At 35.3% G+C, this 23,876-nt stretch carries 21 protein-coding genes; 14 read left to right on the plus strand and 7 right to left on the minus strand.

What is annotated here, in order from left to right; all coding sequences use genetic code 11:
- Positions 1-21 precede the first annotated feature (21 nt).
- The 7 genes from WH267_RS03785 (at position 22) to WH267_RS03815 (ending at position 9,319) form a co-directional block, all read left to right on the plus strand.
- Positions 22-996: a WG repeat-containing protein gene (locus tag WH267_RS03785; RefSeq protein ID WP_340005845.1), complete on the plus strand. Its 975-nt coding sequence runs from the start codon at positions 22-24 to the stop codon at positions 994-996.
- Positions 997-1,001: 5 nt separating this feature from the next.
- On the plus strand, positions 1,002-2,429 hold the full coding sequence (locus WH267_RS03790; RefSeq protein ID WP_340005847.1) for a serine hydrolase: 1,428 nt from the start codon (positions 1,002-1,004) through the stop codon (positions 2,427-2,429).
- A gap of 180 nt (positions 2,430-2,609) precedes the next feature.
- A complete protein-coding gene (locus WH267_RS03795) occupies positions 2,610-6,305 on the plus strand; it encodes a phosphoribosylformylglycinamidine synthase (protein WP_340005849.1) in 3,696 nt (1,231 codons plus the stop codon).
- A 108-nt stretch (positions 6,306-6,413) separates the two neighbouring features.
- Positions 6,414-7,112, plus strand: coding sequence for a DUF3667 domain-containing protein (locus WH267_RS03800; protein WP_115972121.1), 699 nt, complete (start codon positions 6,414-6,416; stop codon positions 7,110-7,112).
- Positions 7,113-7,173: 61 nt separating this feature from the next.
- A complete protein-coding gene (locus tag WH267_RS03805) occupies positions 7,174-7,590 on the plus strand; it encodes a ribonuclease inhibitor (protein WP_115972122.1) in 417 nt (138 codons plus the stop codon).
- A gap of 368 nt (positions 7,591-7,958) precedes the next feature.
- Complete coding sequence (locus tag WH267_RS03810) at positions 7,959-8,588, plus strand: SGNH/GDSL hydrolase family protein (protein ID WP_340005853.1); 630 nt, start codon at positions 7,959-7,961, stop codon at positions 8,586-8,588.
- 272 nt (positions 8,589-8,860) lie between these two features.
- A complete protein-coding gene (locus WH267_RS03815) occupies positions 8,861-9,319 on the plus strand; it encodes a GyrI-like domain-containing protein (RefSeq protein ID WP_340005855.1) in 459 nt (152 codons plus the stop codon).
- A gap of 102 nt (positions 9,320-9,421) precedes the next feature.
- Here the strand turns inward: WH267_RS03815 and WH267_RS03820 are convergent, their stop codons facing one another.
- A complete protein-coding gene (locus tag WH267_RS03820) occupies positions 9,422-9,775 on the minus strand; it encodes a diacylglycerol kinase family protein (RefSeq protein ID WP_340005857.1) in 354 nt (117 codons plus the stop codon).
- 251 nt (positions 9,776-10,026) lie between these two features.
- Between WH267_RS03820 and dnaN the strand changes: the two genes are divergently transcribed.
- From dnaN to WH267_RS03845, 5 genes are all read left to right on the plus strand, one after another.
- Positions 10,027-11,157 (plus strand): DNA polymerase III subunit beta, encoded by a 1,131-nt coding sequence (dnaN, locus tag WH267_RS03825; protein WP_340005860.1) that lies wholly within the window; start codon positions 10,027-10,029, stop codon positions 11,155-11,157.
- Positions 11,158-11,641: 484 nt separating this feature from the next.
- Complete coding sequence (locus WH267_RS03830) at positions 11,642-12,472, plus strand: AraC family transcriptional regulator (protein ID WP_340005863.1); 831 nt, start codon at positions 11,642-11,644, stop codon at positions 12,470-12,472.
- 63 nt (positions 12,473-12,535) lie between these two features.
- Positions 12,536-13,147 carry a DUF417 family protein gene (locus WH267_RS03835; RefSeq protein ID WP_340005865.1) on the plus strand — a complete coding sequence of 204 codons (612 nt, stop codon included), beginning with the start codon at positions 12,536-12,538 and terminating at the stop codon, positions 13,145-13,147.
- Positions 13,148-13,405: 258 nt separating this feature from the next.
- Positions 13,406-15,808 (plus strand): phenylalanine--tRNA ligase subunit beta, encoded by a 2,403-nt coding sequence (gene pheT / locus WH267_RS03840; protein ID WP_340005867.1) that lies wholly within the window; start codon positions 13,406-13,408, stop codon positions 15,806-15,808.
- Between the two features lie 487 nt (positions 15,809-16,295).
- Positions 16,296-16,706 carry an META domain-containing protein gene (locus tag WH267_RS03845; protein WP_115972130.1) on the plus strand — a complete coding sequence of 137 codons (411 nt, stop codon included), beginning with the start codon at positions 16,296-16,298 and terminating at the stop codon, positions 16,704-16,706.
- A gap of 49 nt (positions 16,707-16,755) precedes the next feature.
- Here the strand turns inward: WH267_RS03845 and WH267_RS03850 are convergent, their stop codons facing one another.
- From WH267_RS03850 to WH267_RS03875, 6 genes are all read right to left on the minus strand, one after another.
- Complete coding sequence (locus WH267_RS03850; RefSeq protein ID WP_002977986.1) at positions 16,756-16,995, minus strand: hypothetical protein; 240 nt, start codon at positions 16,993-16,995, stop codon at positions 16,756-16,758.
- 45 nt (positions 16,996-17,040) lie between these two features.
- Complete coding sequence (locus WH267_RS03855; protein WP_185018765.1) at positions 17,041-17,937, minus strand: 3-hydroxybutyryl-CoA dehydrogenase; 897 nt, start codon at positions 17,935-17,937, stop codon at positions 17,041-17,043.
- Between the two features lie 10 nt (positions 17,938-17,947).
- Entirely contained in the window at positions 17,948-18,358 is a 411-nt protein-coding gene (locus WH267_RS03860) for a hypothetical protein (RefSeq protein ID WP_340005872.1), read from the minus strand.
- Positions 18,359-18,413: 55 nt separating this feature from the next.
- Positions 18,414-19,295, minus strand: coding sequence for a CGA/CIA family class A beta-lactamase (gene bla-A, locus WH267_RS03865; RefSeq protein ID WP_115972133.1), 882 nt, complete (start codon positions 19,293-19,295; stop codon positions 18,414-18,416).
- Between the two features lie 168 nt (positions 19,296-19,463).
- Positions 19,464-21,194 (minus strand): cellulase family glycosylhydrolase, encoded by a 1,731-nt coding sequence (locus WH267_RS03870; RefSeq protein WP_340005875.1) that lies wholly within the window; start codon positions 21,192-21,194, stop codon positions 19,464-19,466.
- Between the two features lie 328 nt (positions 21,195-21,522).
- Positions 21,523-22,491 carry a Gfo/Idh/MocA family protein gene (locus WH267_RS03875; protein ID WP_115972135.1) on the minus strand — a complete coding sequence of 323 codons (969 nt, stop codon included), beginning with the start codon at positions 22,489-22,491 and terminating at the stop codon, positions 21,523-21,525.
- A gap of 126 nt (positions 22,492-22,617) precedes the next feature.
- Here WH267_RS03875 and WH267_RS03880 point away from each other — a divergent pair, with 126 nt between their 5' ends.
- Together WH267_RS03880 and WH267_RS03885 are read left to right on the plus strand one after the other, a co-directional pair.
- On the plus strand, positions 22,618-23,268 hold the full coding sequence (locus WH267_RS03880; RefSeq protein WP_123318732.1) for a protein-L-isoaspartate(D-aspartate) O-methyltransferase: 651 nt from the start codon (positions 22,618-22,620) through the stop codon (positions 23,266-23,268).
- Positions 23,269-23,578: 310 nt separating this feature from the next.
- Positions 23,579-23,836, plus strand: coding sequence for a prevent-host-death protein (locus WH267_RS03885; protein ID WP_340005880.1), 258 nt, complete (start codon positions 23,579-23,581; stop codon positions 23,834-23,836).
- The last annotated feature ends 40 nt before the right edge of the window (positions 23,837-23,876 follow it).

Below are 23,876 nucleotides of genomic sequence, written 5' to 3' on the forward strand. Positions count from 1 at the left end.
TATTTTATTTAAACCCCAACCATGAACAAAGTCCTTTTACTCATTTCAATAATCCCTGTATTTGCCTTCTCTCAGGAGAAGGAAGTTTTAAGATATTTTAAAACCAAAGAATCCTTAGTAGGGGTGAAAAACGACAAAGGAAATATTATCATTCCTGCACAGTTTAAAATGTACTCAGACCTTAAAGACGGTGATCTGGTAGAAGGAGAAACCATTCTTTTTGATGGCGAGAAAAAAGGTGAGAAATCTCAGAAAAATACCTGGGGATATGTCTATGACAGAAAAGGAAACTTTCTGTACACTCCACTTCTATATGACAACGGACCCGATTATTTTGTAGAAGGGCTAAGACGTTTCGTTAAAAATGGAAAGATAGGTTTTGCAGATAGAAACGGAAAAACGGTTATTGAGCCTAAACATGACTTTGTTGCCTCTTTCAATTATGGATACGCCTCATTTTGTGACGGATGTAAAAGGAACGATGATGATGGCTATGTAAAAGTGCCGGGTGAAAAATGGGGAATGATGAATATCAAAGGAGAAACCGTTCAGCCTCTTACAAAATATTCTCAGAATGATGTGAAGATTGTCGGAAAATACTATCCGTATCCTTTCCAATACAATGAAAAAGAAAAAAATATTCTTCAGTTTTTTGAAAAGCAGAATAAACTGTTATCAGATCTTTATTATGTAAATCAGTACAATAAAATCCCTGAAAAAGAAAAAAAACTTTTTTTTGAAATTGTAGAAAGACCCAAAGAAAACTTTCCTTATTATCAGGTCAATACATATGATTATACGAAGTACGATTTAGGAATGCTTTATCGTTTTAAATTTCTGGTTTCAGAAGATGGGAAAACATTTTATGCCATAACAGCCTATAATGAGAAAGGAGTTCCTTTTGAAGAATGGCTGAGAAAAGAAATAGAAGAAGCAACAAAATTTCAAAAAGAACATCCTGATAACCCAAATAAATTCAAAAATAACCAGAATTAAACTTAATGAGAAAAAATATATTCTTATGTATTGTTGCTTTGACATTTGTGAAGAACTATGCACAAACAGATAAAACAGTTTATTCCATGATAGATGCAGCAGCTCAAAAAGTTGCAGTAGAATCTAAAGCATATTCCGTTTCCGTTGGAATTATTAAAGACGGAAAAGTCTACACCAAGCACTTTGGCGAAATAGACAAAGGAAAAGGAAATAAAGCAGATGATAATACATATTTCTCCATCGCTTCCGTTACCAAGCTTTTTACAGGTCAGTTATTGGCTCAGGCAGTGCTGGAAGGGAAAATAAGCCTTGATGATGATGTACGTAAATACCTCAAAGGATCTTATCCTAACTTAGAATATAATGGAGTTCCTATAAAAGTTCGCAACTTAATTTCTTACGAAACAGCGCTTCCAAGAAATCTTCCTATTGATGATGAATTAAGGAAAAACATGAACGATGAGACCGCTTTTCTTTACGAGAAGCTTAATAAAGGCTATACAAAAGAAGACTTTAAAAAAGATCTGGCCAGTGTTACATTAAATATGGAGCCAGGTAAAGAATATAAATACAGCAATTTAAGCCTTGAGTTGACTGGTCTCATGCTTGAAAATATTTACGGAAAAAGCTATGAAACGCTTTTGAAAGAAAATATATTTTCAAAAGCTGGAATGAACCATACCAAACTGGAACTTGGTAAAGATGAAGCTCAGGCCAATGGATATCATGAAAATTATCGCCTGATGCCCGTTTCACAAAGCCTTTTATGGGGCTCAGGTGGATCGAAAACCGAATCTACAATGGGAGATATGGTGAAGTTTTTAAAAGAAGAACTGAATCCACAAGATAAAATAGTTCAGGAGTCCCAAAGGAACATTAACAACAGCAAAGAAGGCTGGTATGGATATTTTTGGGATAAATATTGGATTACTGAACATGGTAAAAGAGGATTCAAACATGGTGGATCCTATGGAATAAATACCTTGTTTACGGTATTTCCTGAACTGAATATCGGAATCTGTATAATAGTGAACATCAATGGACCTGAAACATTTACTGCACTTTATAATGGAACGGATAGTTTAGTAGCCGATCTTATTTCAACCTCAGATAAAAAACAGGTATATGGATATTCCGTAAAGGGAGATAAAATCGTTTTTTCTTACACACACCCGAAAAACCTGAACGGAAACCTTATCAATACTGTTGCTGTAACAGGAAGTTTCAATAATTGGGATCCTGAAAATAAAGAATATCAGATGATAAAAAAGGATAAAAACCTTTATGAATTGGAGGTTCCTGTATCCCATTTTGAAAAAGGAAAAACCTATTCTTTTAAATTGGTATTGAATAAAGAAGAATGGATAGGAGCCTCTAAAAATGCATCCAATAGCGATGGTACCAAAGATCATAATCTGACATTGGTATTATAAGAAAAAGATAGAGGAAAAAGAAAGTAAAAAGAGTAAATTTGTACTCAATAATATAGAGCGGATGATAACGCTTAAAGTAGGATTAATACAGAAAGGATAATAAGCCACAATCTGATATGGATTCTCCGAAACCCAGAAAAGTAAAAGAAAAATAAATCTAATATTAAAATCTGACATCTAATGTCTAATAACAAAAGAATTTTCGTAGAAAAAAGAGGAATTTTCGATGTTGAAAGTCCAAAAATTTTTGATGAAGTAAAAGCAGTTGTTCCGGCAATTCAAAGTGTGAAAGTATACAATGTGTACGATATTTTTAACCTGAATGACGGGGAATTCGAAAAAGTAGTAAACAATACTTTTGTAGACCCTGTTACTGATATTTTACATACAGAAAACCCTGCAACAAGCATCCACTTCGGAATGGAATTCCTGCCTGGTCAGTATGATCAGAGAGCAGATTCTGCACAACAGTGTATCGCTTTATTGACAGAAAATGAAAAATCAAAAGTAAGAAGTGGAAAGCTGATCGAATTTGAAGGAGTTACAGAAGCTGATTTGGTGAAAATCAAAGATCTTTTGATCAATAAAGTGGAATCTCAGGAAAAAGACCTTTCTGTGTTGGATATTCCTGCTGATGAAACACCTTCAAAAGTATTAATCCACGAAAATTTCATCAATTTTAACGATGCTGAACTTGAAAACTTCTATAACAATCACGGTTTTGCATTAGGATTAGATGACCTGAAGTTTATTCAGGAATATTTTAAAACAGAAGAAAGAAACCCTACAGAAACAGAACTCAAAGTATTAGACACCTACTGGAGCGATCACTGTCGTCACACGACTTTCGAAACAGAATTGTCAGACATCCAGTTTGAAGGGAAATTCAAACATACATTGGAAACCATTTTCAATGACTATATCGAAAAAAGAAAATTCTTAGGCCGTGAGCTGAAGCCTATTTCCTTAATGGATTTAGCAACAGTTTGTGGTAAATTTTTCCATAAAACAGGCAACCTTGACAACCTTGTTATCTCTGATGAGATCAATGCTTGTACTATCCAAATTGAAGCAGAATACGATGGGAAAAAAGAACCTTGGTATTTACTATTCAAAAACGAAACGCATAACCACCCAACAGAAATTGAGCCTTTCGGAGGAGCATCCACTTGTTTAGGAGGAGCGATCAGAGACCCTTTATCAGGAAGATCTTTCGTATTCCAGGCAATGAGATTAACGGGAGCTGCAGATGTTTTAGAATCGGTAGACAAAACATTACCAGGAAAATTGCCTCAGAAAACCATTACAAAACAGGCTGCCAACGGATATTCATCTTACGGAAACCAGATTGGTCTTGCAACTACGATGGTGTCTGAAATTTATGATGAAGGCTATAAAGCCAAAAGAATGGAAGTAGGTTTTGTTACCGGAGCCGTTCCTGTAGACTGGGTAAGACGTGAGAAGCCTGCGAATGGTGACTCTATCATTATTTTAGGAGGGGCTACAGGCCGTGATGGAGTAGGCGGAGCAAGCGGAAGTTCAAAAGAACAGGATGAGACTTCTATTCATACTATGAGTTCCGAAGTTCAGAAAGGAAATGCGGTAGAAGAACGTAAGATCCAGAGGTTATTCAGAAATCCTGAACTGACAAGATTAATCAAGAAATCAAACGATTTTGGTGCAGGAGGTGTTTCTGTAGCTATTGGTGAAATTGCAGACTCTTTAGAAGTAAACCTTGATGTATTACCATTAAAATATGAAGGGTTAAACGGGACAGAATTAGCCATCTCTGAGTCTCAGGAAAGAATGGCGGTCGTAGTAGATCCAAAAGACAAAGAAAAGTTCATCAAATTCTGTGAAGCTGAAAACATTGTTGCTGTAGAAGTAGCAAAAGTAACAGATTCAGGAAGAATGCAGATGTTCTGGAAAGGAGATAAAATTGTAGACCTTTCAAGAGCATTCCTTGATACCAACGGATGTTCAAAATCTCAGGAGGTGAAAATCAACCATCTTGAAGAAGTAAAGACAGAAACTAAGGTATTCAACGAAGAAAACTTCGTGAATATTTTAAAAGATAAAAACGTAGCTTCCCAAAAAGGATTATTGGAAATGTTCGACTCTTCAGTAGGAGGAACAACCGTTGCAATGCCTTTAGGTGGAAAATACCAGCAAACCCTAATGGAAGGAAGTGTGCAGACATTACCGATCTTAGGAGCTAAAGATATCAAAACCGTTTCCCTGGCAAGCTGGGGATTCGATGCTGAAATCTCAAAACAGAACTCATTATTGGGGTCATCTTACGCTGTTGTAGAAAGTGTGGCGAAGATTGTTGCAATGGGAGGTGATTATAAAAACATCAGATTAAGCTTCCAGGAATATTTCGAAAAACTAGGTCAGGCTCCTGAAAAATGGGGTAAACCTTTAGCTTCACTTCTTGGTGCTTATGATGCACAGATCAACCTTGGATTGGCAGCAATCGGTGGTAAAGATTCTATGAGTGGAACCTATCAGGATCTGAATGTTCCGCCAACATTAATTTCTTTTGCATGTGCAAACGGAGAAAAACAAAATATCATTTCCCCTGAATTTAAAACAGCAGGAAACAAAGTATATTTCTTCAATCACATTGCTCAGGAAAACGGTCTTCCAAACTATGATGCTTTAAAAGATGTTTATGAATTCATTTTTGAAAACATCAAGTCAGGAAAAATTGTTTCTGTAAAAACAGTAAAAGATGGTGGAGTAGCAGTAGCATTAGCAAAAATGAGTTTCGGAAACAGATTGGGAGCTGAAATCAACGCTGATGAAAATACTTTATTAGCTAAAAACATCGGTAGCTTAATCATCGAAGCTAAAGAAGAACTAAACAATGCATCTCTTCAGATAATAGGAGAAGTAAAAGATTCTGGTATTTTAAAGATCAATGGTCTTGAGTCCAGCATCTTGAATCTTGTGTCTGCTTACACAGGTACATTCGAAAACCTTTTCCCAACAACAGAAAAAGAAAAGATTACGGTTGAAATTGATGAAAAATCAAACTCAATCAACCCAAGAAATATTATTATCAAAAAACACGGAATTGCGCAGCCTAAAGTATTTGCTCCGGTGTTCCCGGGAACAAACTGTGAGTATGATACCTTAAACGCATTCCAGAAGGAAGGGGCTGTAGTAAGCAGCTTACCTTTGATCAATATCAGCCACCAATTATTGGATGAAAGTATTGATGCATGGGTAGAAGAGATAAAAACTTCTCAAATCTTAGCCTTCTCAGGAGGTTTCTCTGCAGGTGATGAGCCGGATGGTTCTGCTAAGTTCATTGTCAACGTTTTAAAGAACGAGAAGATGAGAAATGCAGTTCACGAATTACTAGACAGAGACGGGATGATTATTGGAATCTGTAACGGGTTCCAGGCTTTGGTTAAATCTGGATTATTACCTTACGGAAGAATTAAAGATTTAGATGAAAACTCTCCAACATTGGCTCATAACGCCATCAGAAGACACATCTCTCAGATGGTAACGGTAAAAGTAGTGAACGATGAAAGCCCATGGTTAAAAGGAATGAAAGGTCAGACCTTCACCATTCCGATTTCTCACGGTGAAGGACGCTTCATGGCCTCAGAAGAAGAGATCAAGAAGTTATATGAAAACGGACAGATTGCAACACAGTACATCGATTTCGATGGGAACATTGCCCACGGAATGCCATTTAACCCTAACAATTCATTGTTTGGAATTGAAGGCGTTACCAGCCCATGTGGAAAGATCTACGGAAGAATGGGACACCCGGAAAGATTTACGGAAGGTCTCATGAGAAATATACCAACCGCGAATTATCACAATATATTCAAAAACGGTGTAGAATACTTCAAATAAAAAATCAACCTCATAGAATTTCAATATCTATGAGGTTTTTTTTTACTATTTAATCAATAAGTTTATATTTTTGTACCATTACAATTAGAAAAAACAAAACGATAACCGATGAACGAAGAACATTCTTCTGAGCCCCAAAAAGAAATCAAAAGAATAGACGCCCATTACATCTCGCACGAGATACAGCACCTTTTACATTTTGATAAAGGCTTTCCTTTTACTTTTAAAGAAGTTTTGATACGCCCGGGAAAAGCCGTAAGAGAATATCTTAGAGAAAACCGTGAAAAATATGTAAAACCAATCGTGTTTTTAGTTTTCGCAGCAGTTCTTTATACTTTCATTATTCATTTATTGCATATTGACGTTCTCATATTTAATATAAAAGGATTTGAGGAAACGAAACAATGGGAAAATAATATAAATACCGAAGCTATCAATAGCTGGATAGATTCTCATCTTGCATATTCTGCTTTGATTATTGGATTTTTTATGGCTTTATGGACAAAAATATTCTTTTACAAAAAGGGATATAACTTATTTGAAATCTTCGTATTACTGTCCTATATTTTTGGCGTGTTTTTTATTTCACTTCTATTCTTTCTATTGCTCACAAAGCTTACTGGCTTGTTGATGATCACCCAAATTGGGGTGTTTTTGCTTCAGATTTACTTTGTATGTGCGATAGGGCAGTTTTTTGGAGAAAAGGTCTTTTTAAATTATGTTAAAAGTTTAATTTGTTTATTTTTAGGAGTTGTTACCTACAAATACACTTTGATTTTATTGGCTTACCTGATCCATCTTTTTTAAGTGAAATCTATTGTAATAGAAAAGGCTATCACATTTTAGGAATCATCATATATCATTAAAAATGAAATTGAATACCTCAAATAACAATACAGGGAAAATGATTGTCATCCATGGTGATCATTTTTCATCTTTAGAAGGTTTTTACGAAGAAGTTTCCAATGTTTTAATGAAAGACACAGATTGGAAAGTGGGAACCTTAGATGGCTTTGATGATATTCTCTATGGTGGTTTCGGAATCTTTGAAAATAAAGAAGAAATTGAAATTATCTGGAAAGAATCACAAAAATCAAAAGAAGATTTAGGGCTTAAAGCCACTCAGGAGTTCTACAAAAACAAGATCCGACATGGAAAACCTTTTAATATTGAATTAGCCCAACAAAAATTAAATGATTTACTGGAAGGAAAAGGGCAGACATTGTTTGGTATTCTGATAGAAATTATCGAATCACATACAAATATCACTTTGACGTTAGATTAATAAGCAATAAGCAATAAGCAATAAGCAATAAGCAATAAGCAATAAGCAATGAGTGGGAATTTTAGATATTAATGACACGTATTATTTTCAAAGCTTGCCACGTCGCTTCATCGAATCAACTTGTTGATTGCATCTTTGCTTCCTAAAATATATACTATTAAGAATAAAACCTTTGCGTTAAAAATATATTTAAATCCCTTTTCTTAATTCCTTAAAGATCCTTAATGATTCAAAATTTTCTTACTACAATTTTACATTTAAAAAATCTCACAGATTAAGCGGATTTCGCAGATTTTTATCTTACTTTGAAGAATAATTGAAAAGCTTTACTGTAAAAGCAACAATCAAAAAACAAAAGAATTAATTGAATGAAGAAAATAGTATATGGGTTGTTCTTCGGAGACAGTATAACGTACGGAGAATATGATGGTGTTTTTGGAGGCTGGGTAGATATTTTAAAAAGATATGCCCTTCAAAAATTCCATGAAGGAAATGGGGATGAACTGATTTTATTCAATTTAGGAATCGGTGGCGAAACCACAGAAGGGTTATTGAAACGAATGCCTGTAGAATTAAGGGCAAGAAATTCTGCCGATGGAAATCTGGTTTTCATCAGTTATGGAGCGAATGATCTTGCTATTAAAGAAGGAATGCAGATCGTGAATCCTGAAAAATTTAAATATAATATCATCACAGCGGTTCAGCATGCCCAGGAGTTTTCTAATGACATTTATCTGGTAAGCATTCTTCCTATATCTAAAAATATAGATGGAGTAGTGGTTAGTTCAGGGAAACTCAGATCAAACGAGGAAGTGATCACTTACAACGGGATCCTTAAGGATATTGCAAAAGAATATTCCTTAACCTATATTGATTTTCATTCAGCTTTGTTTGAGGATAAAGAAGTTCTGCTTTCCGCAGATGGGGTTCACCCCAATGAGAAAGGCTATGGAATGATGGCCGAAATAGCAATTCCAATCATTGAAAAATATCTGTAATACCTTTTGTATGTTGCTGTATCATCCGAAAGATAAGATGCAGAGATTACTGTTTGGTTAGCAACAGAAAAAGGTAATAAATAGTCGAATATCAACATCAATAAACGGGCTTTAGCCCGTTTTATATTTTAAAGACCTATCCATTGGCTTGAGCCAAAACATAAAATATCATTTCATTCCCTATTCTCGGCATTATTCATTCTAAAATTCTCTCCTGACAAACAGTTGTCACAACTTCCCTCTATCTTTGACTTACAACAAAAAATCAAACAATGAACAACGTAAAAGTGGAACCTTTTAAGGTAATCGGAATTGCAGTAAGAACAACCAATGAGAATGAACAGGCTGCCAAAGATATTCCGGTATTATGGGAGAAATTTATGAAAGAAAATGTACTGGAGAATATCCCACACAAAATGGATACTACTGTTTATTCCATCTATACGGATTATGAAAAGGACCATACAAAACCTTATACTACGCTGTTAGGATGCAAAGTAGAAAATCTTGATCATATTCCGGAGGGAATGGTCGGAAAGTCTTTTGATGGCGGAGATTATGTGAAATTTTCCCCAAAAGGAAATCTGGCAGAAGGGTTGGTGATTAATGAATGGTTTAAAATCTGGGATATGGATCTGGGCAGAGCCTTTACCGCTGATTTTGAAATATATGGGGAAAAAGCACAAAATCCATCCGATGCAGAAGTAGATATTTTGATTGCTGTGAAATAAAACTCAGAAAAACTAAGCCTCCTGTCTTGATAAACTTTTGAATTGAAGACGTAATATTCCCCTCCTCCGGAGGGGTGTCAAATCAAAGATTTGACGGGGTGGTCAAACAATATACTTCCAATATACAAGAACCCCAATAATAGCAGAAGCAATGGCTACTAGAATAACCGCTCCGGCTGCAATATCCTTAATAAAGCCAATTCTTTTATCAAAATCCGGTTGAATGATATCACATATCTTTTCTATGGCTGTATTGAAAATTTCAGCACTTAAAACTGTTGCAGAAGCCATAAGAACCAAAGCTGCATCAGTAAAAGTGAGCTTTAGATAGAAAATAAGGAACAGGTTAATGAAAAAAGACACAAGCTCAATCTGAAAATTTCTTTCCGTTTTGATCATCATAAAAACACCCCGGAAAGCATTCAGAAAACTTTTATGAAGAGGAGGTTTTTGCATGTTCCTTTACTTTTTTGAACAAAGATAGCTTTTGTATTTTGATTGTTGCAGTTAATCTGTTATATTTGGAAAACTAAGATTACAATATATTCAGCAGTCAATATTTTGATACAAAATATACCGCTATGGAAACCAGAACGTAATATCGGATCTGAAACCCCATTGACGATCTTTGTTAAAAACTCGTCAGGAATATTCTTTTCTTTGTTGTATGTATTTATTATATTTGTAGAAACTTATTTTATAAATCTATGAAATTTATTATTTCAAGTGGTGAACTGCAGAAGGCGTTGCAAACTGTAAGTGGCGTAATATCAAGCTCTCAATCGAGACCGATTTTAGAAAACTATCTTTTTGAATTAGACGGAAATAATGTTACCATTACAGCATCTGACGGCGAGACAACTCTTGTAACTTCTCTGGAAGTAAAGTCTGATGATTCAGGTAAATTTGCTGTTCCTGCTAAAATTTTTCAGGATTTTATCAAGACATATGGAGAACAGCCTTTAACATTTGTTGTAAAGGACAATGCGGAAGGAACTGGAAGCCAGCTTGAGATTTTAGATGAAAAAGATAATTTCGCAGTAGCATTAGATAATGCCGATGACTATCCCGAATTGCCAGAATTCGACGCTTCTCAAAGTGTTGTAATGCCGGCTGGAGTTTTGTCCGAAGCTTTAACCAATACATTATTTGCCACCAGTAACGATTCACTTCGTCCGGTAATGACAGGAGTATTATTCCAGTTTACAGAAAACGAAACCAATTTCGTTTCTACAGACTCTCACAGACTTGTTGTTTACAAAAGGTCAGACCTGATGAATGCTGAGCCAATGGAGTTTATCATGCCTAAAAAACCATTGAATATTTTCAAAAATATTCTGGCAAGTTCTAATGAAGAAGTAAAAATCGACTTCAATGAGAACATGGCTAAATTTACCTTTGATAAACATATCTGGATCTGTAGACTGATCGATGGTAAATATCCAAACTATACAGCGGTAATCCCTAAAGAAAACCCGAATGTACTGACAATCAATAGAAACCTTTTATTAGGAGCAATCAAGAGAGCGTCTATCATGTCTAATAAATCTACCAACCAGGTAAGATTCAAACTTTCAGGAAATATTCTTCACCTTCATGCAGAAGATACTGAATATGCAAATAAAGCAGACATGCAGATTCCTTGTGATTATAATGGAGAAGATATCAATATCGGATTCAGCTCTAAGTTCTTAACGGAAATGTTGACGATCTTAGGTTCTGACGATATTACAATGAAAATGTCTCAGCCTAACAGACCGGGAATCATTGAACCACTTGATGGTCTTGAAGAAAATGAAAATATCTTAATGTTATCAATGCCGGTAATCGGGTTGTAAGATTAAAATAATAAATAGTAAAAGCCGGATCACTCCGGCTTTTTTTGTTTGTTATAGTCAAAATATTGAACCGTTAAGAAATATGAAGATTTTAAGAAAAGTTAAGCTACATCAAAGACGGATTCAGGATGCTGCTAGTTAAGTGAAACGCCTTTGCATCCTTAAATTATACATTATCATTATAAAACCATTGCGTTCCTTGCGTTAAAAATCAAGTAATATAGATTGTTTAAACGCTAAGTTCGCAAAAAAAGGATTAAAGGCTGTATATTTTTGTTCGCAAGAGCATTTCATTCAGCAGAGATGATGCATGATAGGTTAAATGAATGTTTAGAATCAGTAGATTAGCCTTAGATGAGTGAAGTGCCATTACGATCTTAAAAAAATAATACGGTGTAATTATAAAATCCTTGCGTACGCCGCATTAAAAGAATATATATAAGTAAAATTATAACGTTCTTTGTAATGCACAACAACGCTCATCATGGAAATTAAAATACAGTCTTACCGAATTTCAGATTTTCCTTCCCATTTTACCACTGAAAACTACAGTGTTGTTCTATGGAAGGGTTCCGGTGTTTTTTCTGTAGATGATATCAATTATCCTTACAAAGGATATAATATCTTATTTCTTTCACCCTATCAAAAGTTGAAACTGGTTTCAGAGACGGATGAGAATATTGATGTTCTTCTATTTCATGGAGATTTTTATTGCATAGAGTATCATAAAGAAGAAGTAGCCTGCAACGGACTACTTTTCAATAATATTTATCTGAATCCCGGCATAGAACTCTCAAAAGAAAACTATGAATACATTCTTGAGCTTTTTAATCATATAAAAAAGGAAGAAACAGAAAATCATCAGTTTTCACAATCTATTATTAAAACATATATCCAGCTGATTCTTGCCATTTGCAGTAAGCAAAAAAGCGGAATTGAAAACAGTTCAGTAATCAAGGAGAAACTACCCAACAAATACGCTGTAGAATTTCAGAAACTACTGGAAGGGAATTTTAAAAATGAAAAAGAGCTTTCATTTTATAGCGATCAACTCAATATTACCAACAATACCTTAAGTAAAGTGGTCAAAAAAGAGTTTTCCAAAACACCTACTCAGCTGATTAATGAGAGAATTATTCTGGAATCCAAAAAGCTTCTTCATTTGACATACCGTTCCATAAAAGAGATTGCTTCAGAGCTGGGATTTGATGATGAATTCTACTTCAGCAGGTATTTCAAAAAAGCTGTGGGCTGTTCTCCCAAACAATATCGGGAAAAAGTAGGCATTTCTGTGGTGGCAAAAATGTCCATATAATGTCCTGAAATGTCTATGTTTGGGCTGTAAGCATGTGAATATCTTTGTTAAAAAGTAAATCTTATGCAAAACAGTAGCTTATACAGCCGTTTATTAAAGTTAGATGATTATTTCTTCAATTTTCTGAGAATATCAATATGTATTGTCATGGTCTGGATTGGCGGGCTTAAAGCATTTCAATATGAAGCTGATGGAATTGTTCCCTTTGTTGCCAATAGTCCGTTGATGAGTTTTTTCTATAAAAATGCAGGAAACAAAGTCCTGAATAATGATCAAAAGCTTGTTTCTGAATACACAATATATAAAAATCCGGAAGGAAAAGTTGTACAGAAGAATATTAACTGGCACACACAGAATGGGACCTATACCTTTTCCTATGGGCTGGGAACGATGATTGTGATCATAGGAATTGTAGTGCTTCTGGGAATTTGGTTTCCTAAAATAGGTGCTGTAGGTGGGGCTTTGACCTTTTTTATGTCTCTGGTTACCTTATCTTTTCTCTTGACCACACCAGAAGTGTATGTTCCTGATCTTGGTGGAGATGGCCCGACGATTCAATATGGATTTCCATATCTTTCAGGAGCAGGACGTCTTGTTTTGAAAGATATTATTATGATGGCAGGTGGATTGGTTTTATTTTCAGATAGTGTAAAGAAAGTGGTAAAGCCCTTCTAGCCAATTTTTAATGGTTTCTCAAAAATTAGATTGAAAGTACATCACAGAGGGATCTGCTCAGCCTTCCCGGAAGAAATCTATTAAAATTATTTCTCTTAAAGTTGGTTCTAAATTTCTGTATTTCTCAAAAAAACACGACATTTGTACCGCGAAAAACCGACTCGATAATTGAGCGGAATTTCAAAAAAAGTTTCAAAAATAGTGCAGATGGAACCTGATGTTTCGTTTGACGAATTAAACAAGTAGATAGATAAGCAAATGAAAATATCAAACAACTGGCTGAAGGACTTTGTAAAAACGGAATTAAAAACTGAAAGAATCGGTGAGTTCCTTACAGATATAGGTCTTGAGGTTGAAGGGATAGATAAATTTGAAAGTGTGAAAGGCAGCCTGGAAGGAATTGTTGTAGGTAAAGTTTTAACTTGCGAGAAACATCCTAATGCCGACAAACTGAAGAAGACAACAGTAGACGTAGGAAACGGAAAAATATTGAATATCGTTTGCGGAGCTCCTAATGTAGAGGCAGGACAAACTGTTCCTGTAGCCGTTGTCGGAACCAAAATCTATGATAAGACCGGAAACTTTTTTGAAATTAAAGAAGCAAAAATCAGAGGCGAAGTTTCTCAGGGAATGATCTGTGCTGAAGATGAGCTTGGCTTAAGCGAAGATCACGGGGGAATCATGGTTTTAGATGAAACTAAGTATGAAGTAGGAAAAAACTTTGCAGACTATTTTGAATTGACCAATGATGAGGTTCTTGAAATTGGTTTAACACCAAACAGAACAGATGCAATGTCTCACTATGGTGTGGCAAGAGATCTGCATGCATTTCTTTCTACCAATCAGCAAAAGTCGCAATTTAATAAAGTGGCTTCCGAAGTTTTAAATAATGAAGGAACTCACGATTTCAAACTGGAAATTGAAGATGCAGAGCTTTGTCCAAGATATATTGGCGCTGTAATTGAGAATGTAAAAGTTACAGAATCTCCAAGTTGGTTAAAAGACAGATTGAAAGCAATCGGCTTAAGCCCGATTAATAATGTTGTAGATGTTACAAATTATATTCTTCACGGATACGGGCAGCCGCTTCACGCATTTGATGCTGATAAAATAGCAGACAAAAAAGTGAAAGTGGGTGTGGTAAAGCCAGGGACAAAATTCACTACACTGGATGGAGTAGAAAGAACACTGAACGGTACTGAGATCATGATTAAAGATGGTCAGGATAGCCCAATGTGTATTGCCGGAGTTTTTGGTGGTGAAAATTCAGGAGTATCTGAAACTACAAAAACAATATTCCTTGAAAGCGCTTATTTCAATCCGATTGCCGTAAGAAAAGGTGCGAAACTTCACAGTTTAAATACAGACGCTTCTTTCAGATTCGAAAGAGGAGTAGACCCGAACCTTACAAGAACAGCAATTACTCACGCCATTAAACTGATTCAGGAAATTGCAGAAGGAAAACTGGTGGGTGAGCTTTTAGAAGAATATCCTAAGAAAATAGAAGATAACTATGTGATCCTGAGATTCTCTAAAATTGAACAGATTTTAGGAACAAAAATTCACAGAGAAAAAGTAAAAGAAATCCTTAAAGCATTGGAAATTCAGGTTTTAAACGAAATTCCTAACGGTTTTGAAATCTCTGTTCCTGCTTACAGAGCAGATGTAACAAGAGAAATCGACGTTATTGAAGAGATTTTAAGAATCTACGGATACAATAAGATCGATGCTCCACAAAAGATTTCATTTACCCCAGTGAAGTTAAGTGCAAATGATCAGGATGAACTGGAAAACAGTTGGGCAAAAACTTTACAAAGCCTTGGTTTCAATGAAGTAATGAACAATTCATTGACTTCTGTAAAAGACGAAACTGATGCCGTAAAACTATTGAATCCTTTAAGCGGTGATCTTGCCTTCATGAGAAAATCTCTATTAGAAGGGCTTCTTCAGAATACTGTTTACAACATCAACAGAAAGAATGAGGATATCAAATTCTTTGAATTAGGAAAGATCTACCACAAAAGAGAGAAGTACGAAGAAAGAAAACAATTAGCGATTATTGTTTCCGGAAGAGATGTAGCTGAAAACTGGCTGCAGCCTAAATCTGCAGTAAGCTTCTACAACCTTAAGGCTTATGTAAAAGTTTTATTGGAAAGATTAGCCGTAAGTTATAAAGAAGTAGCTTTATCTGACGAAAGATTCTCTGATGCATTAGCTTATGAAGCAGATGGTAAAATTTTAGTAAGAATCGGTAAAGTAGCTCCGGCGTTATTGAAGGATTTTGATATCGATCAGGATTGCTTCTATGCTGAAATAGAGCTTGAATTGGCTCAGGAATTACGTTCTAAAAACGAATTGAAGTTTAAAGACATTCCGAAATTCAACAAGATCAGAAGAGACTTAGCTTTATTGATTGATAAGACAGTTAACTATCAGGAGCTTTACCAGATAGCGAAGAAAAATAAATCTCCATTCATCAAGAATATTAATTTATTTGATGTGTATGAAGGTAAAAATCTTCCGGAAGGTAAAAAGTCTTATGCCATGAGCTTCGAGCTGTTAAATGAAGAAAAAACACTGGAAGAAAAAGAAATCACAGAAGTAATGGATTCCTTAATTAAAGCTTTCCAGAAAGAATTCAATGCAGAATTAAGATCTTAATCAAAGATTACAGAAATATTATAAAACGGGCTTTTTAAAGTCCGTTTTTTGTTTTTAAATTATTTCTAGGTAGATTATGAAATAATATTCTATGTGTCCTTTAGTTTGTAAGCTTAATTTCTTTTTACAAACTAAGGACACATAGGCTTTATCTGCTGATAGATTATTCGTGCATTCATGGCATTAGAAGAAGCATACAATTTTATCGGAGATAAAATCCTTGCACCTTAAAAACAGCAGATTTTCAAAAACATTGCGTCTTAGCGTTTCCAACCTGTAAGGCAGTATTTCAATGTTGATATTGCTTAGCTCGCACTGAGAGGTAGGTGTAACATTTGTGAAATTAATATCTAAAGAAGAGCCGGTAAGATCAGTAATTTACATTTAAAATAAAGTAAAAATATCAACTGTTAAAGAATAAAAATTTATCGCAGCCCGTTTAAATAATATAAAATCCGTAAATTTGGGTTAATTCAAAAAGTAAAAAATGAAAAATCTTTTTTTAAGTATATGTACAGTAGCAGTATTGGCTTCGTGTGGATCCATGACAAGTCCATCTGCTTCTAAAGTAGGAAAAGCCCAACCAGCTCTTGCCAGTACAAAATGGACGTTGGCAGATAATGTAAAAGGCAAAGTCCCGACATTGAACATTGAAGGTGAAAAAATTAATGGAAATGCAGGTTGTAACAACTATTTCGGAACCGCTACCATAGATCCTTCTACAGGAGGTTTCTCAGCAGGGCAAATGGGATCTACAAAAATGATGTGTAACAATATTGGAGTAGAGCAGAACTTCATGGATATGATGGGGAAAGCTAACAAATATGTAATTTCCGGAACCACTCTGGAGCTTTATAAAGACAATCTTTTATTATTGAAATTCAATAAATCAGAATAAAAAGAAAAAGGAACTCAATTTGAGTTCCTTTTTTATGATTTAGATGTAATTAATCTTCCTCTTCTTCGTCGTACTTAGCCAACTCTTCATCGCACCATTTGAATGCTGCTTCTACCACTTTCGTAGCTTCGTCTGCCATAGTCTCTTCGTCGTCTCCTTCAAGATCGTCTAACCACTCAACTTCCTCTTCCTCAACGTTTAGGATAAATCTTGGATATTCTGTGTGGACTACGAATAGATCTTCTGGAAATTCCGAATTATCTGCTAATAAAAACTTTGGTAATTTCATTTTTTTAATGTTTTAACTTTCTCAAAGATAAATAAAATTATTGACTTAAAATGAGTTCAAAAACATTTTTGAAACTTTTTCAGCTTTTTTACTTTCAGAATAATCATAGAAGCCTTCTCCTGATTTTACACCCAGTTTTCCAGCTGTGACCATGTTTACAAGCAATGGATTCGGAGCATATTTTGGATTCTTGAATCCATCATACATTACATTCAGGATAGCAAGACATACATCAAGACCAATAAAGTCTGCCAGTTGAAGCGGTCCCATCGGGTGAGCCATACCCAGCTTCATTACTGTGTCTATTTCCTCTACACCGGCAACACCATTGTAAAGAGTTTCGATAGATTCGTTGATCATTGGCATTAAGATTCTGTTAGCCACAAAACCAGGATAGTCGTTCACTTCTACAGGAACCTTTCCTAGTGTTTTACTCATTTCGTAAATAGCAGAGAACGTTTCTTTAGATGTAGAATATCCTTTGATGATTTCTACCAGCTTCATAATTGGTACCGGATTCATGAAGTGCATTCCGATCACTTTATCTGCTCTTTTTGTAGCCGCAGCAATTTTTGTAATAGAAATAGAAGACGTATTGGTTGCAAGGATACAGTCTGTAGGTGCCAATTCATCCATCTGGCCGAAGATCTTTAATTTAAGATCAAGATTTTCAGTAGCCGCTTCTACGATAAGATCAGCCGCTCCTACAGCATCATTAAGTGCTGTGAAAGTCGTAATATTACCTAAAGTTTCAGCTTTTTGCTCTTCCGTAAGGTTCCCCTTTGCAATGATTCTGTCAAGGTTCGTAGTAATGGTTTTCAATCCTCTGTCTAAAGCATCCTGGGATACATCCACAAGATTTACTTTAAATCCACTTTGTGCGAAAGTGTGTGCAATACCATTTCCCATGGTTCCTGCTCCGATAACTACAATGTTTTTGATCATTTTTCCTTTATTTTTTATAGATAGTTAAATTTCTTGCATTCATAAGATCCTCCTGATGAGCGATATCAGTGGAATCAAAACCAACATTTCCGGTGTTTGCCTGTTTTTTATTGTTGTTTTGATTAGAAACAGCAGCAGTAAGCCCCCGTACAAGGCGTTTTCTCTGATTAACGGTAAGAAAATCGGTTCCTACATATAACTGATATTCACCTTCTCTGCCTACGCCCTTTTCTATAAAGATTTCCAGGCTTCTTATCTGGTTTTTTCTTTTAAACTCTTTAAGGTAGCTGATGACAGGTTTCTCTGAAGCCGGACCACAGCATACACTTCCATAGCGGATCTTTAAATAGTTTTGATTCTTCTGTGACAAGAAGAAAGTGAAGCAAAATAAAGACGCTGCTAATAGTATTTTTTTCATAGTAATGAATTCAGGAATCGATGTGATTCTCTGCCCTAAAATTAAGCTTAATATTTTATTTATTAAAATTATCCCAGACCACTTTTGAAATGTCTGAGATTATTTTGCAGTTTTCGGTTTCAGATTCTTTGGAATTGCTTACATAGATGGCAATTGCATAGTGTTTACCGCTAGGAAGAGTGATGATTCCCATATCGTTTTCTGCAATAGTAAGTGTATCATCCTTTCTGCCGGAAGATCCTGTTTTATGAGCTGCTGGTGTTCCTTTTGGCAGCTGTTCAACAATTTTATTGGCTCCGGTTTTGGTTCCCAGCATAATCTGCATCAGATAATCCGTAGATTTTTTGGAAAGCAGTTTTCCATCATAGAATTTTTTCAAAAGATTTACAGTAGAACTAGTGGTAGTGTAATTTTCATAGAGAGAATCCCAGCCGTTAAGAGCCATACCATGTTCACTGTATTTAATCTGAAAATCTTTGATACCCTTAGAATTCATGAATTTCTGAATAGCTTGTGTACCACCTGTAAGGCCAATCAACAGATCACAGAGATTATTATCACTCAAAGCCACTGTATAGTCAATGATTTCGTTTAAAGTAGCTTCCCTATTTCCTTCAGGATGCTTTACACGATAGGGAGACCATGTATTTTCATAGAGGTCAGATTTTTTAATGAAAATCTTTTGATCCAATGAAAGTTTCCCCTGGTCCACGAGATCTAACGCTGCACAGGCAATATGGAACTTGAAAACACTCATCATAGCAAGTCTTTTGTCTCCGTTTTGGCTGTATTTAAAATTATTTTCAAATCCTAAAACTGAAACTCCTACTGTAGCTTGCTTGCCCTTTGTAATTGAGTTTATTTTTTGTTCTAATGTAGATTTTTGTGCAGAAACAAATGCGGAAGTTAAAAGGAGAAAGAATGTTATTTTTTTCATAGGGATTAAGGATAAAAAGAAATCCCTTTTAAAGGCTAAAAGGGATATGCAATTTAAGATAATTATCGATAGACTCAGAAGAAAAAAAGATTTTTAAACGGGCCGTTGAAAGGTATTAGTGAGATAATTAACTCCAAGCTTCCATCTTCCTGCTTCCCAACCTTCATTTTACTTTATTTCAAAATAATTCAGGCTCACACCATCATTTTCAAAGATGACCCTGATTTTGTTTTCCCCTTTCTGAAGCTTGATATTTTTTGCAGAAACAGTATTCCAGTCTTCATTTTTTCCCGTAGCCGGTAATGAGATGGTGGATAATAATTTTCCTGAATTATTCTCAAATCTTATTTTTGAAGGATTTATACTTGAATATCTGATCTCGAACGTATAGTTTTTATCTGCTTTTGAGCTTACAGTATATTGCAGCCATTCTCCAGCTTCTGTTTTTCCTACATAATATTGATTGGTGATTGTATCAGTGCAGGAGTAGATGTCTACACCATCATTTCTCATTTGCTGGCCGGAATTCCATTCGGATCTTTTAGCAGGATCGCTTACCCAGAGGTTAATAAAATCTTTATCCAGATAAGCAGAACCCAACCTCCCCAAATCATACTCTGAAGCAAATACTCTTCCAGGAACTAGATGGTTTTTAAACGGTTTTGTAGAATCATCGGTCACCTGTCTGAACATGGCATCAATAACATCATTTTTTACTTCAGTATTGCTGAATTTGTAGTTGTCTGCAATATGCATCAAAGCTTTCTTTGCATATTCTTTGGAAGGTTTTTCGCCGCCGTTCTTCCAGTAGTTCAAAAGCTTTTCATACTCAGGAGTTGTTTTTACATTGGTAATTCCGGCAATGTTGTCAATTTTTTTCATAGGCCAGAAAGCATATCCGATATTATGCTTATCCAATAACTGAATCAGTTCTGTAAACCATACATTAGAATTTTCACCGGTTTCTCCAAGCCAGATCGGGATATTATGTTTCTCCCTTAAATCCAAGGCAAACTGTATGGTTTTATCATCGTTATCATTCCAGTATTTATGGAAACTGAAAGCCATGTTCTGATCCCAGATTGGCAGTAAGCCATTGTAATTATTACCCCATCCATTTCCTTCAATAAAGATAATATGCTTCTGATCCACTTCCCGGATGGCGCTGGTGATCTCTTTTTGTAATTTCCAAAGAGGGGCATTCGACATTTCATCAATACCATTGGGGTTTTTTCCGGTGAAATTGATATTAGGCTCATTGATAATATCATATCCACCAATCCAGGGTTCATTCTTATAGCGATCTGCCAGTTTTTTCCAGAGAGCAATGGTTTTTCTTTGATTTTCTTCACTTTCCCAAAGTGATGGCTTAGTCTTATCATTATCTGAGATGTTGGCATCATTTCCCTGTCCGCCGGGAGCAGCATGAAGATCAAGGATCAGATAGATTTTGTTGTCTTTACACCATTTAAGCAAATCATCGGTCATCTTAAAACCTTCTTCCAGCCATGTGTCCTTGCCTTTTACCGATTCCTTTTCTATAGGAAGAGTATACAGGTTGTAATGCATAGGAAGCCTAATAGAATTGAAGCCCGCTTTTGCTAAAAAATCAATGTCCTGTCTGGTAATACCATTCTTCAGATAAGCTTTATAAAATTCATGCATTCCATCCTCACCAATCAATTCGGCTATTTTTTCCTTAATCTTATATTGAGGACCAGCAAAATCAGCTGTTTTCAGCATATAACCTTCCTGTAGCATCCATCCGCCTAAGCCGAGGCCTTTCAATTGGATATTTTCACCTTTATCATTAATGATTTTTTGTCCTGAAGTCTTTAATAATTGAGATGTCCCAAATTGAGACAATAATAAAGCGGATAATAGAGTGGCTCTTTTCATAGTTGTTTTGATGGTTTTAAAATAATGGAGGAATAATATTAGAAGCAATCATGAATGGCATTATAAAATAAGCAGTTACTTACTTCATTTGCTTTGCCATAGATCCTTATATATAAATCAAAATATTTCAATACTTTATTGAATTGTTTTTCAAATATATTGTTTTTTTGCTTTGAAGGAGTCTTTTTATTGGTAAATCTGTAATTTTTAATGAGAATTTTATTTAAGAATTACAGCTGTACTATATTAAAAATGCTACCTTAATAATCAGGGTAAGGGATTATTAAGATAGCATGATCACTATTGTTGCTGATAACACAGCATATTTTTATTTTTGGCTGATTAGGCTCATGATTTCCAAAGCTACCTTCAGTGCCTCAGTTCCATCTTCAAGAGAAACCTCTACATTTTTATCACCGGTAATGGCATCAGCAAAAGAGTTTAATTCATCAAGAATTGCATTGTTAGGCTGAATGTTAGGGTATTCAAACAGGATCTGATTTTTTTCTCCTTCTGCATTTTCAATGATCATATCAAATGGGGTAGGCTGTTCAGGAGCATCTTTCATTCTGATCACTTCTGCTTTTTTCTCAAGAAAATCTACAGAAATATATGCGTCTTTCTGGAAGAATCTGCTTTTCCTCATGGCTTTCATAGAAATTCTCGAAGTCGTAAGGTTGGCAACACATCCATTTTCAAATTCTATTCTTGCATTGGCAATATCCGGAGTTTTACTCACTACACAGACACCACTTGCGTGGATGTTTTTTACTTTAGACTTAGCCATGCTTAACAGAATATCCAGATCATGAATCATAAGATCCAGTACTACAGAAACATCCGTACCACGAGGATTGAATTCAGCTAATCGGTGAATCTCAATGAACATCGGGTTGTTGATGTATTCTTTGGTGGCAATGAACGCTGGGTTGTATCTTTCAACATGCCCTACCTGTGCTTTAATGCCATTTTCCTGGCATAAACGAAGAATTTCTTCTGCCTGCTCCAGCGTTTGGGTAACCGGTTTTTCAATAAAGAAATGAAGCCCTTTTTCTATAGCTTTTAAAGCGTAATCATAATGATAGACTGTTGGAGTAACAATATCCAGCATATCAATCTGCTCAAGCAATTCATCAAAGTTTTCAAAATATTTATATCCTAATTCGGCTTCTAATTTTTTTCCGTTTTCAACATCTTTATCGTGGAAACCAACGAATTCGTATCTGTCTGACTGATTAAGAAGTTTTAAATGGATCTTTCCCAGATGTCCGGCACCTACCAAACCTGCTTTTAACATAGCTCTATTAAATTTTTGTAAAGATAAGAAAGAAGTTATATTCAGGAAGGCAGAAATTGTTTTTTTGTGGATAAAACTTTTTTGCAGACTCCTGAAATCTAAAATCTAATTTCTTACTTTTGTCAGATGCAGGATTCGTTTGTACATAAAGGAAAAAGAAAGAATTTAGTAGAATATCTCAGATACAGAATCGGGATTTCGGATGAGAATGTACTTTCAGCAATGAATGACGTTCCGAGACATCTTTTCATTGAAAGTATTTTTGAAGACTTTGCTTATGAAGACAGGGCTTTCCCTATTCTGGCCCATCAAACCATTTCGCATCCTTCAACGGTTGCAGAGCAGTCTGAACTGCTACAGGTGAGAGCAGGAGAGAAAGTATTGGAAATCGGGACAGGATGTGGATATCAGACAGCTGTTTTACTGGCAATGAAAGCTCATGTATACACTGTAGAAAGACAAAAAGATCTATTTGATTTTTCTAAAAATAAATTGAGAGAGCTTCACCTTTATCCAAAGTTTCAAAGTTTTGGAGATGGTTTTGCCGGGCTGCCAACTTTTGCTCCTTTTGATAAAATTATTGTTACCTGTGGAGCCGGAACTTTACCTACAGAATTGTTAAAACAATTAAAGGTAGGTGGCAAAATGGTCATTCCATTAGGTCCAACGGATGAACAGGTTTTATACAGATTCACCAAAGTAGGCCCTACGGAATTTGAAAAAGAAGAGTTTGGAGCTTATAAATTTGTTCCGATGCTGGGCAACACGAATCAATAAAATTAAGATTAAGTTCTAAATTTAAATAATCGCTGAACAAAGGAACTGGTAGGCGTGCTGGTCTCAAACACCAGTTCTTTGATTTTGCCACGAATACAAAAAAAAATGTTTAATCCAAATGCATTCCTAAAAAATTCGTGCATTCATGGCTATAAATTAAATTCTTATATGAACTTACATGTAGTACCATTTTGAAGCTTTATCGTTGGCATAATTTAAAGTTTTTTGTGTTTTTTTTATAAAATTTTGATTCAGTTCGGAATGGAAATTGGACTTCTTTAAAAACTCAACCACTTAAAATCTTATGATTATGGATACAAACAGATTCAAGGCGTCACATGATTTTAGCAATCTTCAAAAGAACCTGCACAACAATCCCGGATATAGTGTAGAAAGCTATTTCCAGCAGGCGAAAGATTACATTCACGATATGAAAAGCAAGAATCAGGAGGCCACAAAACAAGGATTTATGACACAAGCACAGAAATCGGCTAAAGAAGTTTGGGAAGAAATTCAGGAAATAGCTTCTGAGGCTTGGGAAAAGAACCATTCTGATGAAAAGAAATAATTTTTAATATTAAAGTTCAATAACCTTACTTTTTGCGAGT

Origin of the sequence: Chryseobacterium sp. MYb328 (genome assembly GCF_037572595.1) — a bacterium.
GTDB classification, from domain to species: Bacteria; Bacteroidota; Bacteroidia; order Flavobacteriales; family Weeksellaceae; genus Chryseobacterium; species Chryseobacterium pennae.

Coding starts and splice junctions, on each gene's coding strand:
- pheT (WP_340005867.1), top strand. CDS start 13,406: ATGAAAATATCAAACAACTGGCTGAAGGACTTTGTAAAAACGGAATTA.
- WH267_RS03850 (WP_002977986.1), bottom strand. CDS start 16,995: ATGAAATTACCAAAGTTTTTATTAGCAGATAATTCGGAATTTCCAGAA.
- WH267_RS03790 (WP_340005847.1), top strand. CDS start 1,002: ATGAGAAAAAATATATTCTTATGTATTGTTGCTTTGACATTTGTGAAG.
- WH267_RS03830 (WP_340005863.1), top strand. CDS start 11,642: ATGGAAATTAAAATACAGTCTTACCGAATTTCAGATTTTCCTTCCCAT.
- WH267_RS03795 (WP_340005849.1), top strand. CDS start 2,610: ATGTCTAATAACAAAAGAATTTTCGTAGAAAAAAGAGGAATTTTCGAT.
- WH267_RS03870 (WP_340005875.1), bottom strand. CDS start 21,194: ATGAAAAGAGCCACTCTATTATCCGCTTTATTATTGTCTCAATTTGGG.
- WH267_RS03860 (WP_340005872.1), bottom strand. CDS start 18,358: ATGAAAAAAATACTATTAGCAGCGTCTTTATTTTGCTTCACTTTCTTC.
- WH267_RS03880 (WP_123318732.1), top strand. CDS start 22,618: ATGCAGGATTCGTTTGTACATAAAGGAAAAAGAAAGAATTTAGTAGAA.
- WH267_RS03815 (WP_340005855.1), top strand. CDS start 8,861: ATGAACAACGTAAAAGTGGAACCTTTTAAGGTAATCGGAATTGCAGTA.
- bla-A (WP_115972133.1), bottom strand. CDS start 19,295: ATGAAAAAAATAACATTCTTTCTCCTTTTAACTTCCGCATTTGTTTCT.
- WH267_RS03885 (WP_340005880.1), top strand. CDS start 23,579: ATGGATACAAACAGATTCAAGGCGTCACATGATTTTAGCAATCTTCAA.
- WH267_RS03800 (WP_115972121.1), top strand. CDS start 6,414: ATGAACGAAGAACATTCTTCTGAGCCCCAAAAAGAAATCAAAAGAATA.
- WH267_RS03810 (WP_340005853.1), top strand. CDS start 7,959: ATGAAGAAAATAGTATATGGGTTGTTCTTCGGAGACAGTATAACGTAC.
- WH267_RS03845 (WP_115972130.1), top strand. CDS start 16,296: ATGAAAAATCTTTTTTTAAGTATATGTACAGTAGCAGTATTGGCTTCG.
- WH267_RS03785 (WP_340005845.1), top strand. CDS start 22: ATGAACAAAGTCCTTTTACTCATTTCAATAATCCCTGTATTTGCCTTC.
- WH267_RS03820 (WP_340005857.1), bottom strand. CDS start 9,775: ATGCAAAAACCTCCTCTTCATAAAAGTTTTCTGAATGCTTTCCGGGGT.
- WH267_RS03805 (WP_115972122.1), top strand. CDS start 7,174: ATGAAATTGAATACCTCAAATAACAATACAGGGAAAATGATTGTCATC.
- dnaN (WP_340005860.1), top strand. CDS start 10,027: ATGAAATTTATTATTTCAAGTGGTGAACTGCAGAAGGCGTTGCAAACT.
- WH267_RS03835 (WP_340005865.1), top strand. CDS start 12,536: ATGCAAAACAGTAGCTTATACAGCCGTTTATTAAAGTTAGATGATTAT.
- WH267_RS03875 (WP_115972135.1), bottom strand. CDS start 22,491: ATGTTAAAAGCAGGTTTGGTAGGTGCCGGACATCTGGGAAAGATCCAT.